The sequence below is a fragment of the Aquicoccus porphyridii genome (genome assembly GCF_008369105.1).
GTDB classification, from domain to species: Bacteria; Pseudomonadota; Alphaproteobacteria; order Rhodobacterales; family Rhodobacteraceae; genus Aquicoccus; species Aquicoccus porphyridii.
Genome location: NZ_VINQ01000007.1, coordinates 129,695 through 143,301, shown reverse-complemented (window position 1 = coordinate 143,301; position 13,607 = coordinate 129,695). Strand labels below are relative to the sequence as shown.

12 protein-coding genes and 1 pseudogene are annotated in these 13,607 nt (G+C 62.5%); 1 reads left to right on the top strand and 12 read right to left on the bottom strand.

The features are described 5' to 3' along the window. Window positions 1–65: 65 nt before the first annotated feature. From FLO80_RS11320 to FLO80_RS11285, 8 genes and pseudogenes are all read right to left on the bottom strand, one after another. On the bottom strand, window positions 66–1,007 hold the full coding sequence (locus FLO80_RS11320; protein ID WP_111368277.1) for an alpha/beta hydrolase family protein: 942 nt from the start codon (window positions 1,005–1,007) through the stop codon (window positions 66–68). After that, window positions 1,007–2,014 (bottom strand): oligopeptide/dipeptide ABC transporter ATP-binding protein, encoded by a 1,008-nt coding sequence (locus FLO80_RS11315; RefSeq protein WP_111368279.1) that lies wholly within the window; start codon window positions 2,012–2,014, stop codon window positions 1,007–1,009. The genes FLO80_RS11320 and FLO80_RS11315 overlap by 1 nt, the downstream gene beginning before the upstream one ends. Then, window positions 2,011–3,936, bottom strand: coding sequence for a dipeptide/oligopeptide/nickel ABC transporter permease/ATP-binding protein (locus FLO80_RS11310; protein ID WP_111368281.1), 1,926 nt, complete (start codon window positions 3,934–3,936; stop codon window positions 2,011–2,013). The genes FLO80_RS11315 and FLO80_RS11310 overlap by 4 nt, the downstream gene beginning before the upstream one ends. Beyond that, a complete protein-coding gene (locus FLO80_RS11305; RefSeq protein ID WP_111368283.1) occupies window positions 3,933–4,877 on the bottom strand; it encodes an ABC transporter permease in 945 nt (314 codons plus the stop codon). The genes FLO80_RS11310 and FLO80_RS11305 overlap by 4 nt, the downstream gene beginning before the upstream one ends. A gap of 20 nt (window positions 4,878–4,897) precedes the next feature. Then, window positions 4,898–6,415, bottom strand: a complete 1,518-nt coding sequence (locus FLO80_RS11300; protein ID WP_111368285.1) for an ABC transporter substrate-binding protein — start codon at window positions 6,413–6,415, stop codon at window positions 4,898–4,900. Between the two features lie 454 nt (window positions 6,416–6,869). After that, complete coding sequence (locus tag FLO80_RS23200) at window positions 6,870–7,490, bottom strand: DUF4143 domain-containing protein (protein WP_246156659.1); 621 nt, start codon at window positions 7,488–7,490, stop codon at window positions 6,870–6,872. A 13-nt stretch (window positions 7,491–7,503) separates the two neighbouring features. Then, window positions 7,504–7,842 (bottom strand): annotated as a pseudogene (locus FLO80_RS24420) (hypothetical protein); the annotation flags it as partial. Next, the gene (locus FLO80_RS11285; RefSeq protein ID WP_246156658.1) at window positions 7,823–8,314 is read right to left on the bottom strand and encodes an IS110 family transposase; all 492 of its coding nucleotides are present in this window, start codon (window positions 8,312–8,314) and stop codon (window positions 7,823–7,825) included. The gene FLO80_RS11285 and the pseudogene FLO80_RS24420, both read right to left, overlap by 20 nt. Window positions 8,315–8,662: 348 nt before the next feature. Between FLO80_RS11285 and FLO80_RS11280 the strand changes: the two genes are divergently transcribed. Beyond that, window positions 8,663–9,526: a sterol desaturase family protein gene (locus tag FLO80_RS11280; protein ID WP_111368291.1), complete on the top strand. Its 864-nt coding sequence runs from the start codon at window positions 8,663–8,665 to the stop codon at window positions 9,524–9,526. A gap of 273 nt (window positions 9,527–9,799) precedes the next feature. Here the strand turns inward: FLO80_RS11280 and FLO80_RS11275 are convergent, their stop codons facing one another. The 4 genes from FLO80_RS11275 to FLO80_RS11260 are packed head-to-tail and all read right to left on the bottom strand — an operon-like array spanning window position 9,800 to window position 13,558. Continuing rightward, complete coding sequence (locus tag FLO80_RS11275; RefSeq protein ID WP_111368293.1) at window positions 9,800–10,744, bottom strand: ornithine cyclodeaminase family protein; 945 nt, start codon at window positions 10,742–10,744, stop codon at window positions 9,800–9,802. Beyond that, window positions 10,741–11,244, bottom strand: coding sequence for a TRAP transporter small permease (locus FLO80_RS11270; RefSeq protein WP_111368296.1), 504 nt, complete (start codon window positions 11,242–11,244; stop codon window positions 10,741–10,743). The genes FLO80_RS11275 and FLO80_RS11270 overlap by 4 nt, the downstream gene beginning before the upstream one ends. After that, window positions 11,241–12,218: a TRAP transporter substrate-binding protein gene (locus FLO80_RS11265; RefSeq protein WP_111368299.1), complete on the bottom strand. Its 978-nt coding sequence runs from the start codon at window positions 12,216–12,218 to the stop codon at window positions 11,241–11,243. Before FLO80_RS11265 ends, FLO80_RS11270 begins: the two co-directional genes overlap by 4 nt. A 23-nt stretch (window positions 12,219–12,241) precedes the next feature. Next, window positions 12,242–13,558: a TRAP transporter large permease gene (locus FLO80_RS11260; protein WP_111368302.1), complete on the bottom strand. Its 1,317-nt coding sequence runs from the start codon at window positions 13,556–13,558 to the stop codon at window positions 12,242–12,244. Between the last annotated feature and the right edge of the window lie 49 nt (window positions 13,559–13,607).

Here is a 13,607-nt window from a genome sequence, read left to right as displayed (position 1 = left end):
CTGCTTTCTATCGGCAAGAGTAGATAAATACCCTTTGACGCAAATTCCTGCCCGTAATTGGAGTACTATTTGCGGCGAAAGATGACCTCGCAATTGCCCACTTTGTCCTTGACCAGGTTGAGCCAGTTCCGCGCTGGTTGCGCACCCGCCAGATGGCTGTCGAGAAAGGCGGTGGTGATCAGTGCCAGCGCATTGAACTGTTCCATGACGACGGTGTCATCCTGGCGTAAACCGCCAAGGTAGTGGTCCGCGTCGCCGATCACGGCGAGATATTTGTTTCCCGCCGGTGCCAGGTTGAAGGGTTCGCATTTCCAGTGCCAGTCCTGCCCCATGGCCCCGCCATCCCGTTTGCCAGTCACGGTCAACACCGGCCCCGACATGCCCCGCCAAGATCCTTCGCGCAGACCCTGCTGATTGCGGCCCTGGCCGCTGAGGACAAGTGCGGCGCGGAATCGGGGTTCGCGAAAGGAGGCGGGCCCCTCGGGCAAGTCGATTTCGGCACCGGCGAGGAGTTGCGTGGTATAGGCCCCAAAGGAATGACCGGCGATGGCAAGCGGCGGCTCCGCCTCGGCATGGTCGATACTGTGCAGGATCGGGTCCAGTCCGTTCAGCACATGGTGCGCGATGTCTATTCGGGCGCGCCAATAGTCCGGGTTGTGCAAAATCTTGTGCATTTGGGCGCGGGCGTCCGGGTCGCGCATCCACAGGCGCAGATCGGCGGTGGGATCCAGCCCCATATCCGGGTTTTCCCGTGCCACCTGGTAGATGGAATCGGGGAAGGTGGGATGGATCACCAGGTAGCCGCCTGCCGCCCAGGTCCGGGACCACAGGTCATAGCTGTCGGCGCTGCCGCCGAGGCCGTGGCAGAAGATTATGGCGCCGCGCAATGGCTGATCCTTTGGCCAGCGGCAGAGCAGGGGCAGCGTTCCCCCCCTGTCATCCTCGATCTCGATCCTGTCGGAAAGGACGGCGGCCTCTGTCCTATTTGCGCGCCAGGGGAATTTCATCAGTCTTTGCTCCGGCCTTGTTCGTTGGGCTCGTCATCCAGCAAGAAACAGCGCGCGGTGCCGCCATCCGGAACCGTGAATGCCGGAGGCATCCGGGCTGTGCAACGGTCCATGACGTGCGGACAGCGACCGCTGAACGGGCATCCCTTTTCCGACAGGCGGGGCATGTCGGTGGTGACCCGACCCCGCCTTTCTGCCCGCCGTGCGCGTTGGCGCGCGGGATCAAGCAGCGGCACCGCTTCGAGCAAGGCCTGCGTGTAGGGGTGCGCGGGCTGATGATATACGCGGTCTGCCGGGCCTTCCTCGACGATGTGGCCCAGGTACATGACCGCGATCCGGTCAGAGATGTGATGCACCAGCGCAAGGTCATGGGCGATCAGCAGGTAGGAAATACCAAGCGCGTCGCGCCGTTCATAAAGGAGGTTGATGATCTGGTTCTGGGTCGAGACATCCAGTGCGCTGACCGGTTCGTCCAGCACGATCAGGCTGGGTTGCAGTGCAAGTGCCGTGGCGATGGCGATGCGTTGCCGCTGGCCGCCGGAGAATTCGTTGGGGTAGCGGTGCAGGTGGGTTTCGGGCAGCTTGACCAGTTTCAGCAGCTCGACCGCCTTTTCGTGGCGTTCCACCCGCGTCATACGCGTGTGTACTTTCAGCGGTTCGGTTACGATTTCCTCGACCGTCATCGACGGGTTGAGCGAGGAATAGGGGTCCTGGAACACCGCTTGTATCTTTTGCCGGATCTCGGGGGGAAACCCCTTGCGCAGGGTGGCAAGGTCCTGGCCGTCGAAATTTATCGTGCCGCCGGAAGGCGGTACAAGGCCCAGCAGCGCATTGGCGATGGAGGATTTGCCAGACCCTGATTCCCCGACAAGGCCGAGGGTCTGGCCCGCATCGACGGTCAGAGTAGCCCTCTTCACCGCCTCGAAACCGTTGGCCCGCAAGCCAAGCAGCGACCGGTCCCAGTAGGTGACGCTCAGGTCGTCGATCTGCAACAGTGGCGCGCTCATTTCGCAGGCTCCAATGACAGTTCATCGGCCCTTGTGCAGCGCTCCAGACGGTCGGTTCCCGTCATCTGGACCGGCTTCGCACAGGCGTCGATGGCATAGGGGCAGCGCGCGGCAAAGCGACAGCCAGTCGGCCAGTGACCCGGCGCGGGGACAGACCCGCGAATGACGGGCAGAGGGGGCTTGCCCGACTGGCCATGCGGCATCGCCGACAAAAGCCCCGCAGTGTAGGGGTGCCGGGGATCGGCAAAGAGCGCATCGACCGGCGCGGTTTCCACGATCTCGCCACAGTACATCACCGCGATGCGGTCACAGATGTCCGCCGCGACGGCGAGGTCATGGGTGACGAAGAGCATCGCCATCCCGAATTCATCCTGAAGGTCACGGAAGAGGTCCAGGATTTCCTGCTGGACCGTCACGTCAAGCGCTGTGGTCGGTTCATCCGCGATTAACAGTTTGGGGGTGCAAGACAGCGCGCGCGCTATGGCGATCCTCTGCGCCATGCCGCCCGAAAGCTCATGCGGGTAGGCGTCGGCCTGTTGGGCGGGGCGCGGGATACCGACCCGGTCGATCAGCTCGATCGTGCGGTCGCGGGCGGCGCGGTGTGACAGCCCTTGCTTGATGCGCAGCACTTCGGCGATCTGGTTGCCGACGGTATAGGTGGGGTTCAGGCTGGTGGTGGGGTCCTGGAACACCATGGCCACATCATTGCCGCGTGCCTTTTCCAGATCCCGTCGGTCAAGGCCCAGCAGGTTCGTGTTTTCCAACATCACACGGCCGTTGGTGATGCGGACACCCGTGCCAATCAGGCCCATCAGGCCAAGCCCGGTCACGGTCTTGCCGCTGCCGGATTCACCGACGAGGCCCAGTGTCTCTCCTTTCGCGATGCGAAAGGACATGTCGGTCACGACTGGCACCTCTGCTTCGCCCTTGGGCGAAACCATGATTTCGAGGCCCTCGACCCGCAGCGCATCATCGGGGTGCGGTGCCATCGGTGTCGTGGCCTTGCGCGGCACCGCCAACATTCTCTGCGCCGGTGCGCCGGTGGACGGCACCCGGACCCCGCGCCCGATGGAATCGCGCAGAACGTCCCCCAGCAGATTCACCGCCAGAACGGTTGCCACGATGGCGATCCCTGGCGGGACGGCAAGGAAGGGGCTGAGTTCCATGAAGGACGCGGCAGAGTTCAGCATGGTGCCCCAACTGGCCTGCGGTGGTTGCACGCCGATCCCGATAAAGCTGAGACCCGCCTCTGCCAGAAGCACCGCGCCGACGGTCAGCGTGACCTGGACGATCAGCGGGGGCGCGATGTTGAGAAAGATGTGCCGCAGCAGGATACGGGTTGGTCCCGCGCCGATGACGCGGGCGGATTTCACGTAGACTTCTTCGCGTTCGGTCAGGACGACCGACCGGGCCAGGCGGAGGAAGGCCGTTGAATAGAGAATGCCCAGGGCGAACATCGCGCGGTGCAGCCCGGTGCCGAGGATCGCGATGATGACGATGGCGACCATGATGCCGGGGATCGACACGACCGCTTCGACCACGCGCATGACCACCCAGTCCCACCATCCGCCGCGAAATCCGATGAACAGACCGATTGGTACGCCGATCAGCACCGCGAGGCCGGTCGCCTCGGCAGGGGCGATCACCGCGATCCGGCTGCCGAAGATCAGGCGGGACAGAACGTCGCGGCCCAGATCGTCGGTGCCCAGCCAATGCTCGACCGATGGGCCTTGAAGCGCGTTTATGAGGTCTTGTTGCAGCGGATCGTAGGGGGTGACCCATTCTGCGAAAAGAGCACAGAACAGCAGCGTCAAAAGCATGAGTGCCGATGGCACGACGATGACCAGAAACGAAGGTTTGCGCCAGTTTGGGCCCAGTCGGCCGCGTGGCGGCGTGGCGGAAGGGTCAGCGTTGGCGGTCACGTGGGGCGTGCTTTCGGATTGATGAGGCCATAGAGAATGTCGGTGGCAAGCTGAACCAGCATGACCACCAGCACCAGGATCAGGACGATGCCCTGGATCATCGGGATGTCCTGTTGACGGACCGCGGTGATGGCCAGCGACCCGATCCCGTTGATGGCAAAGACCTGTTCGACGATCAGCGCGCCGCCCAGCAGGACCGTGATCTGAAACGACAGCACGGTCACGACCGGTACCAACGCGTTCTTGAGCGCATGTTTCAGGACGACCCGGCGCGAGGAGAGACCCTGTGCGCGCGCCGCGCGGATGTAATCCTGCTGAAGGACACCGACCATGGCGGAGCGGACCTGCCGGGCGATGGCCGCACTGGTCGACAGGCCAAGTGCCAGGGCAGGCAGGGTGATTGAGCGCAGCCACTCCATGGGAGAGTCGGTAAGCGGCACGTATCCCGTCGCGGGAAACCACCGCAGCGATACAGCAAAGACGGAGGCCAGGATGATCCCGAACCAGAAGTTCGGGATGGCCTGCCCGATGGTCGCGCCGAAAGTCGCCGTTCTGTCCACCCAAGAGCCAGGCCGAAGCCCCGCTGCGACCCCGGCGGCCAGGCCGACCGTGATGGAAATCAGGACCGAGCCAAATGTCAGCGACAGGGTTGCGGGCATCCGCTGTAGCACCGCATCCTTGACCTGCACAGAGTTGAAGAACGACGTGCCAAGATCACCTGTCATTGCACGCAAGAGCCAGTCGGCGTAGCGCGTCAGGAACGGCTGGTTCAGGCCCAACCGTTCCCGCACCATTTCGTACTGCTCTTCCGATCCGCGGTCCCCGATGATCAGGTCCACGGGGTCGCTGGGCAGCAATGCCGTGAACGAGAATGTCATGACAGAGACGATCAGAAGCAGCGGGACCATCGCCAGCAATCGCTGCCCGATCAACCTCAGCATTTGTCAGGCCCTTCTCTCGATCAGTTGTCGACGCGCAGGCCGCGGAAATATGGCGTGTCGGTCCCCGGACGATACTGGACCGTCTCGTTGTTCACCACTGCGTCGGAGGCACCAAAGAGGATCGGTGTCGTGGTGATGAAGATGAGATAACTTTCCTCTGCCAGCTTTTCGAACATTTCAAAGTAGACCGGCGCGCGATCCGCTTCGTCCGACATGCTGAGACCCTTGTCGCTCAACGCCATCAGCTCGGGATCCGGGGTGATCTTGAACGGGTTGAATACGGCGTCTTCGGCGACGTAATAGGTTGTCATGAACTTGGGGTCGATGCCGTTGTTCCAGACCAGGTTCGTGGCTGGAAAGTCCGTTGTGCGGCTGCGTCGGGCCAGGGTGCCGGGTTCCACGGTCTGGATGTTCATGGTGATATTGATCTCTTTGAAAAAGCCGGCGACAGCCTCGAGGCGGGAAGCGAAGATCGGGATGGAGGGGATCGTGAATTCGAAACCGTCCTGATATCCCGCTTCTGTCATCAGGGACTTGGCCTTTTCCAGGTCATAGCTGTAGCGCCCTGCAAGCGCGGGATCATGCAGCCACAGCCCGTCTGTGTAGGGCTGCGATGCGGGGACGGAGAGGCCGAACTCGACCGCCTTGGAGAAAGCCTCGCGGTTGATGGCGTAGTTCATCGCCATGCGGACCCTTGGATCGGCAAAGGCGGGAACCTGCGTGCCTTCGCGGTCGAGGATCGACAGATGGTAGGTTGTGCCGCCCGGCAGCCTGAGTAGCTGGATGCCAGGTGACTTGTCCACGATGGCAGCCTGCGGGCTGGACAGAAAGATGGCAAGGTCGATCTGCCCTGTCTTGAGCGCGTTCAGACGTGCCGTGTTGTCTGGGATCTCGAGGATCTCGACCCTTTCCAGACCCTGTTCTTCTGGATTGCGAAATGTGTCGCTGGGCAGGTAGACACGGACTTCGCCTTCGCGGGATTCTTGCGCGGAATAGACGTACGGTCCGGTGCCGACGGGATTGCGGTCAAGGGCGCTGTCCTGCATCCCGGCCATGCTGACCATCATTCCCGCTGGCCCGGTCAGCGCGTCCACGATGGACGGATCAGGGGTTTTCAGCGTGATCCTGATCGCGTGATCGCCGATTACCTCGGCCTTGTCGGCCAGTTTCATCGACGCGTTCACGCCAAGTTCGATCACGCGGTTGATATTGGCGGCCGCCACTTCAGCATTGAAGTCGCTGCCGTCGGAAAACTTGACCCCCTGTTTAAGTTGGATCGTCATCTCGGTTCCACCGGCCTCATAGCTTTCGGCAAGGACCGGGACGATCGCGCCTTCGGGGTCGCGGTCGAACAGCGTTTCATAGACTGGCCGGAGATAGGATGCGCCGCCGCCGGTATGCTGGTGCGGATCCATCGTGATCAGCTTGGCCTGTTCGCCGTGGCGGAACGTGCCGGATGGTTCGGCGAATACAGGCTGCACGGCGATCAACGTGGCGGCGATCGCAGCGAATACCCAGGATTTCATAGAAATGGACATGACAGACCCTCCCCGTCTGTTTTGTTCTGATAAAAAGCAGGTAACGCAGAACCTATGATTAGAAATAGTCAGTACTTTCTGTCAGGTGATAACAAAAGTTAGGGTACAGGCCTGTGTGGCAATGCGATGCATGTCCCAAGGCGACCCGCCGACCGGAGACAAAGCGCCAACGGGGCGCGTCGCTGGCGGCTTGGGGCGACTGGCCATGCACCATCATGCGGGTCACCATCTGGACATGGCCCTGCGCACCTGTCATCTGATCACGTGATCCTGCAAACAGGAAGAACGCGCCCCAAAGCTACCTTTGGCTCTGTCTGCGTCCCTAACGCTCATGCAAATGCTCCGCGGGAAGAACCAGCGCTGCGCTAGAGTGCTCTCAGCAGCCCGATCCCTTGTTTGAGGGGCATTGTACGACTGTCCTCCGTTACCGGGACGTCATGCTCTCCAGCGTAGATCAATAGCTTTCGGTTGGCCTTGATGTCTGCTGCGCCAGTGTAAATCCTCCCGACACCTTTGGCGCGGTGGTGCGTTTGATCTCGATCGCCCAGATGTCATCTCCGGGCAGGCGTAGCGCCAGGTCGAGTTCGGCACCGGCGGAGGTGCGGGAAAAGAAGGGCTCGGTGCCGGTTGGGGCTGCTGCAAGAAGGGCCTCAATGCAGAAACCCTCCCAACTGCCCCCGACCATTGGGTGCCCAAGGAGCCCTTCGGTGGCATCGATGCCCATAAGGGCATGAACAACCCCTCTGTCCCTGACATAAACCTTAGGCGACTTGACGAGACGTTTGCCGACATTCTCGTGCCAAGGCTGCAAGCGCCGTACCAGCATGAGATCGACGAGCAGATCGAGATAGCGGCCGACGGTTTGGCCCGAAACACCGAGCCCTTCGGCAAGGGCGGCAGCATTCAACAGGCCGCCTTGCACATGTGCAAGCATGGACCAGAACCGCCGCAGGGTCGTTGCCGGAATGCGCCGTCCAAGGGCAGGGATGTCCCGTTCCAGATAGGTGCGCAGGAAGTCCAGACGCCAGTTCATGCTCGCCTGATTGTTCCAGGAACTGGCCTGTTCGAAACCCATTGCGCCTGCGGCGGTCAATCTGGCCGCGCAGGCTTTTGAACAGGCCCGGCATCTGCTGCACCTCGTCTAGGATGACAAGTTTGCCGACCTGTTCGTCCAGATAAAGATCCGGCTCGGTCAGGATCTGCCTGTCCGCATCACGCTCAAGATCAAGGTACACCGATGGCCGCTCCTCTAATCGGGCGTTTGGGTCAAGCTCGTTTTCCGTCTTGCTTCTGGGCCATTGTCGCTCATCCGGGTCACGCTTCTCTTCGCAGTCTGGTTGATGCCATCTGGCATCGCTGCACGCATGCGTCGGATTGGCAGTGGAGAGCCTTGCTCTGAGACGCGCTTCAGGTTGCGCAGCAGCCATCTTCGGTTTCTTCCACAGACCTCGTCCGGTGAGGGACGACCCCGTTCGGTTTTGGTGGGTGGCGTATCAGATCATGCCATGCCCCCCCCATCTCTGCCGGGCGGAACTCGGTGCCATCCCGGCTCTTCATGCGGACCGGGCTGAACCAGCCGGTGCGCAGAACATGGGCAATCCCACGCGCGTCGTTCTTGTCGGTCTTGTTACGCATCGCTGAAAGTGCAGCGTTCACTTGGCTGGCTTCCATGCAGACAACATCAAAACCCTCCCTGGTCAAACCATAAAAGAGATGCTGGCTCAGCGTGCCAGCCTCAAAACCAATGCGCTCGATCGGATGGTCGAAACTGTTCAAGTAATCGGCGATATCGCCGACTTCACAGGGTATTTCCCTCTCGAGCATCACCTTGCCTTTGGCATCAACGACACAGCTGGCGCATGAGCGCAGCGACACATCCAAACCGGCAAAATATTCCATTATTCATCTCCCTTGTTCGTAGTCTGACTGTGATTTTAACGGGAGCTCGACCTCTGAATAGGGGCAGCCCAATTACGCATGCTCTGGGCCGTTCGCGTAGGTCCTGCAGATAGGGGTGGATTCCGCAAGTTCGCCGCAAGCGCCAACATGAGCGGCGCCGCTTTGGACACCGGCCTGCCCATGCACCGAATTCGGGTTTTCGATCTGCACGACAACGTTCCGCCCCCGAGGCCAGCGCGGGCCAATACCGTATGTCTTCGCCGCAATTGTTCCCGCGCCTCATCAAAGTTAAGTCGCATTTCGATGCCAAGCATCTTGAGAGGCGTTTGAAAACGATAGGTGGCAAACATGGATTGGCTGACGGTTTTCCTTTTGCAATCTTGGGATGCGGTCTTGACCGCCGGCTCGGGAATGCTGGCCCCGGCGGTATTCTTCCTATGCCTGGGCTATCTGGTAAAGCGCAAAACGTTGTTCGAAGACATCCACCGCGCCCTGCCCGAGACTGGATTGAACATCCAGATCATGCTGTTCAATCTTGTCTTTACACTGCCTGTCATCGTGCTTGCCTCGACGTTCCTGTCCAACTTCTGGCACTCTACCGGGCTGGTCCTCTATTCGCCCTCAGACTGGAACGGCTTTCCGGTTTGGGGGGTGTTTCTCATAGCTCTCGTGGTCGGGGATTTTGTCGGCTACTGGCGTCATCGGTTCGAACACAATTCGTTCTTGTGGCCTTCCCACGCGGTGCACCATTCCGATACCGAGATGACATGGTTGTCGTTGGAGCGATTCCATCCGATTAACCGTCTGACCACCTTTGCCATCGATTCCAGCGCGCTTCTGATCCTTGGCCTGCCGCCTTATGCTGTCGTCGCCAACTCGCTCGTGCGTCATTACTACGGGTTTTTCATCCACGCCGATCTGCCTTGGACCTATGGCAAGTGGAACATCCTTTTCGTATCGCCCGCGATGCACCGCTGGCACCATTCCGCGAACGAGGAGGCCTATGGTCGCAACTTCGCAACCATCTTCGGCCTGTGGGATTGGGCATTCGGCACTCATTATGTCCCGGGACCATGTGACAGCCCCCTTGGCGTGGTGACGGATGAGATTGATCGCACCCTCTGGTCACAATTCAGCTACACATTCCGACCCAAGGCCTATGAGAAACTGTTTCGCCGCCGACTCGACAAAGACGTGATACCGAACGAATAGCGCCACCCGGGCCCGCTCGACACACACCTGATGACAGACAGAGGATATGGCAGGCGCTGATACGGTCTCCAGCGTGACCGCCAGCCCGATTTCGGGGGCTTTGCATGAAGGTCCGGGCCGGGCTGGGAGTGTCGACTAGCCTTGTGGCGGTCCTTGGCAATTGATGCTCTCTCCGCATCACTGCTGATTGGACGATGCTCTCGCCGTTGACTGCATTCCGCCGGGGCCGCATGCCCTTTGGTTGGACTTGCCCTCACCTCGCAACGTCAGCCCTCACATCGCGAGGATCGCGGCGGCGGTGGCGAGGTCCTGGACAATGAGGCCGTGGGACTTGTAGGCGGTGATCTCGTCCCGTGATCGCCGCCCGCCCGCGTCGCCTGCGAGGATGGCGCCAAGCTCGGTCACGGGGTAATCCTGATCCACGACGCCGGCCTCTTGCGCGCCGAGGATCTCGCCGGCTTCGCGGCTGGCGCTTTCGCGGGAATCGGTGAACATGCGCAGCCGGGCAACCGCGGCGTCGTCGACTTCGCGGCTGTCGGCGAGGCTGGCGCCGACGAGGTTGACGTGCTGGCCCGGCTCGAGCAGGGCACCGGGCAGGAAGGGTGTGCGGGCCGAGGTGACCGTGTGGATCACATCGGCGCCGGAGAGGGCGGCGGCCAGATCCTCGACCAGTTCGATCCGGTCGGCATCGGCGGCGAATTCGGCACGCAGCGCGCGGGCCTTGGCGGGGTCGCGGGCCCAGAGCCGCAGATGCGCGTTCGGGAAACAGGCGAGACAGGCGCGCAGGTGCCATTCGGCCTGCTCGCCCGCGCCGCAGATCGTCATCACGCCCGGGTCGGGGCGGGCCAGCGCCTGTGTCGCCAGCATGGTGACCGTGGCGGTGCGCATCGCGGTCAGCCCGTCGGCATCGAATATCGCCAGCGGTCGGCCATCGGTGCTGTCAAAGAGCAGGACATAGCCCTGGTGGCTGGACAGGCCCATCGCGGGGGCGCCGGGATAAAGGCTCAGGATCTTGGCGCCGTGCACCGGCGGGTCGGAAAGCGCACCATACATGACGCCCATCCGCCCGTTGGGATTGACCGGCACGGCGAGGCGCGGCGGGTGCAGCGCGTGGCCTTGGGAGACCGCGATCATCGCGCGGCGCAACGGTTGCAGGAGGTCCGCGACGCCGATGCGGGTGGTGATCTCGGCGGCGGTGAAGATGCGGGGTGCGGTCATGTGCGACGTCCGGTTTCGGCAATGCGGGCGGCGAGGTGCAGGAAGATCACGACGCAGGTGACGGGAATGACGCTGCCGACCACGGCCATGTTGAGGTTGAGACCCGGCGAGATGCGGTTGCTGCTGCGCCAGAGAAACCCGCGCTCGATATTCATGCCGGGGCCGAAGAATACGTAATAGAGCACCGGGGCGAGAAAGATCACCACGGTGACGAACAGGAAGACAAGCGACAGGCGGCGGCGCAGCGCGGGCGCGTCGTCGGGCACGGTAACGACCACCGGGTCGAGCCGCCTCTTGAAGGCGCAGGTCGCACCCAGCAGCCCGGCCCAGATCATCAGGTAGCGGGCCAGTTCCTCGGTCCAGCTGAACGGATGGTCGAGCCCGTAGCGCGCCCAGATCTGGAACAGGACCGCGACCACCATCGCCCCGAGCGCCAGTTTTGCAAGGAAAAGGCAAGCGCGATCGACGAGCGCGCTTGCCCTGATGACGTGGGCTGTCATTCGCGGGTCTCGGCGGCGAGGGCGCGGAAGGCGTCGATCTCGCCTTCGGGCATCAGCACGTCCCAGGCGGCCTGGCTGCGGGCCTTGAAGTCGTCGAGCGCGCCGTCGTCCAGTTCTGAGACGGTCACGCCGGCCTTTCTCAGCCCCTCGATCTCGCCCTCGGCGGCCTTGGCGGTCCAGGCGCGGTTGTTGGCGTTGGCCGCGTCGACCGCCGCGTCCACCGTTGCGCGGGTGTCGTCGTCGAGACCGTCATACCAGTCGGCCGACATCAGGGCCGAGCGGAACGGGGTGCCCGCGCCGAGGTCGGTGTAGTGCTTGAGAAACTCGGTATGGCGAAAGATCAGCGCGACGACGGGCGGGTTGAAATAGCCGTCGACGATGCCCTGCTGCACGGCGCCCGAAAACTCCGGCATGTCCACCACGACGCCCTGCACACCCCATTGCTTGAAGAGCTCGATCTGCGTGGCGTCGATGGCGCGTAGCCGCAGGTCTGCCATGTCCTCGACCGAGGTGATCGGGGTTTTCGCGTTGAATACCCCCATCGTGCCGCCAAGCCCGGGCAGGCCCGCGATGCGGATGCCCTGCGCCTGCATCGACGCGCGGATGCCGTCCATCAACTCGCTTTGCGTGTCCTGGGTGGCGCGAAAGAAATGTTCCATGTCGTCGAACATGTAGGGCGCGAGGAAGCCGAGGATCGTGTCGTCCACCTCGTTGATCATGACGAAATTCGTCAGGCCGACTTGCAGCAGGCCCTGGCTCAACTGGTCGACGATCTCGGGGTCCTTGCCCAGCGAGCCGCCGGTAAAGACCGTGGCCTCAAGCCCGGCGTCGCGCAGGCTGGCGGCGAGGTCTTCGGCATAGACCCAATCGGAGCAGGCCGGAACCGGCGGGCAGCCGACGGCGATCTTGATCTCGTCGGCCCAGAGTGGCGCCGCCATGAGCGTGGCGGCCAGTGTGACTATCATGCGTTTCATTGTTTTCTCCCTTGTTGGTCGTTCTATTGGACAAGTCCCAGCGCGCGAGGCAGCGCCAGGGTCAGTTCAGGCAAGAGGATCAGCAGGATCAGCAGCACCACCTGCACCGCGAGAAAGGGCAGGATGGCGAGGCTGAGCCGCAGGTAGTTCACGCCGCTGGCTGCCGAGATCACCATCAGGCAGCCGCCGAAGGGTGGCGAGATGAGGCCCAGCGTCAGGTTGAGACAGGACACAACGCCGACATGGACCGGGTCGGCCCCGCCCGCGATTGCCGCCGGGATCAGCACCGGAACCAGCAGAACCAGCGCCATGGTGACGTCCATGACCATGCCCGCAAGGAACATCACCGCGCTGGCCAGCAGCAGGTAGGCGGCGCTGGTCAACCCGGCATTCTGCACCATCGCGGCAATCTGTTCGGGCACGCGCAGGATGCCCATGAGATAGCCGAACACCGCCGCCGCGAAGAGGATCATGAAGATCGACCCGGTCAGCATCACGGTTCGTTCGACGGACGCCGAGGTCAGCGTTGCAGTCGTTCTGAGCGCCGCGCCGATACCGCCGCGATCGACCAGCGCATAGGCGAAGACCAGCACGACGGTAATCGCCACAGCGATGCCCGCCGCTTCGGTCGGTGTGACGACGCCGAACACGATGCCCGCCACGATCGTCACGGGAATCGCCAGTGCGGGCAGCGCGCGCAGGATCGTCGCAAGCGCCGCGCCGACCGGGGCCACGCCGCCGGGATGGTCGTCGCGCCGGGCGATCCAGAAATTGTAGGCAAACAGGAACACCGCCATCAGCAGGCCCGGCACGATGCCACCCGCGAAGAGCGCCGCGACCGAGACGTTCATCAGCGCGCCGTAGAAGATCATCACGATGCTGGGCGGGATGATCGGGCCGATCACGCAACTGGCCGCGGTCAGCGCGGCGGCGAAATCGGCCCGGTATCCCTGTTCCTTCATTGCGGGAACCAGCGTGTTGGTCGTGGCCGCCGCGTCCGCCACCGCCGAGCCCGATATGCCCGCGAGGAAAACGCTGGACGAGATGTTGACATAGCCCAGCCCGCCCTTGAACCGCCCGACGATCAGCATTGCGAGGTCGATCAGCACCCGCGTGACCCCGCCGCGCGTCATCGCGTCACCGGCGAGGATGAAGAGCGGCATGGCGAGAAAGGTGAACACGTCGATCTGGCTGAAGATCCGTTGCGGCAGGATGCCGAGATAGGCGGCATGATCGGTCAGCACGAAGGCCATGACCGCCGCCGCCCCCGCGACATAGCTGATCGCCACCCCAGACAGGATGGCGGCCAACGCCACGACAAGCAGAACGATCCAGACCATGGGGCCTCCTTGCGCTTAGCATGGTTTTACGATAGGAAAATTGTCAAGA

Excerpts from the sequence above, each read along its gene's own strand:
- FLO80_RS11260 (WP_111368302.1), bottom strand. The coding sequence starts at position 13,558 with ATGGTCTGGATCGTTCTGCTTGTCGTGGCGTTGGCCGCCATCCTGTCT.
- FLO80_RS11265 (WP_111368299.1), bottom strand. The coding sequence starts at position 12,218 with ATGAAACGCATGATAGTCACACTGGCCGCCACGCTCATGGCGGCGCCA.
- FLO80_RS11285 (WP_246156658.1), bottom strand. The coding sequence starts at position 8,314 with ATGGAATATTTTGCCGGTTTGGATGTGTCGCTGCGCTCATGCGCCAGC.
- FLO80_RS11305 (WP_111368283.1), bottom strand. The coding sequence starts at position 4,877 with ATGCTGAGGTTGATCGGGCAGCGATTGCTGGCGATGGTCCCGCTGCTT.
- FLO80_RS11300 (WP_111368285.1), bottom strand. The coding sequence starts at position 6,415 with ATGTCCATTTCTATGAAATCCTGGGTATTCGCTGCGATCGCCGCCACG.
- FLO80_RS11315 (WP_111368279.1), bottom strand. The coding sequence starts at position 2,014 with ATGAGCGCGCCACTGTTGCAGATCGACGACCTGAGCGTCACCTACTGG.
- FLO80_RS23200 (WP_246156659.1), bottom strand. The coding sequence starts at position 7,490 with ATGGGTTTCGAACAGGCCAGTTCCTGGAACAATCAGGCGAGCATGAAC.
- FLO80_RS11275 (WP_111368293.1), bottom strand. The coding sequence starts at position 10,744 with ATGACCGCACCCCGCATCTTCACCGCCGCCGAGATCACCACCCGCATC.
- FLO80_RS11320 (WP_111368277.1), bottom strand. The coding sequence starts at position 1,007 with ATGAAATTCCCCTGGCGCGCAAATAGGACAGAGGCCGCCGTCCTTTCC.
- FLO80_RS11270 (WP_111368296.1), bottom strand. The coding sequence starts at position 11,244 with ATGACAGCCCACGTCATCAGGGCAAGCGCGCTCGTCGATCGCGCTTGC.
- FLO80_RS11280 (WP_111368291.1), top strand. The coding sequence starts at position 8,663 with ATGGATTGGCTGACGGTTTTCCTTTTGCAATCTTGGGATGCGGTCTTG.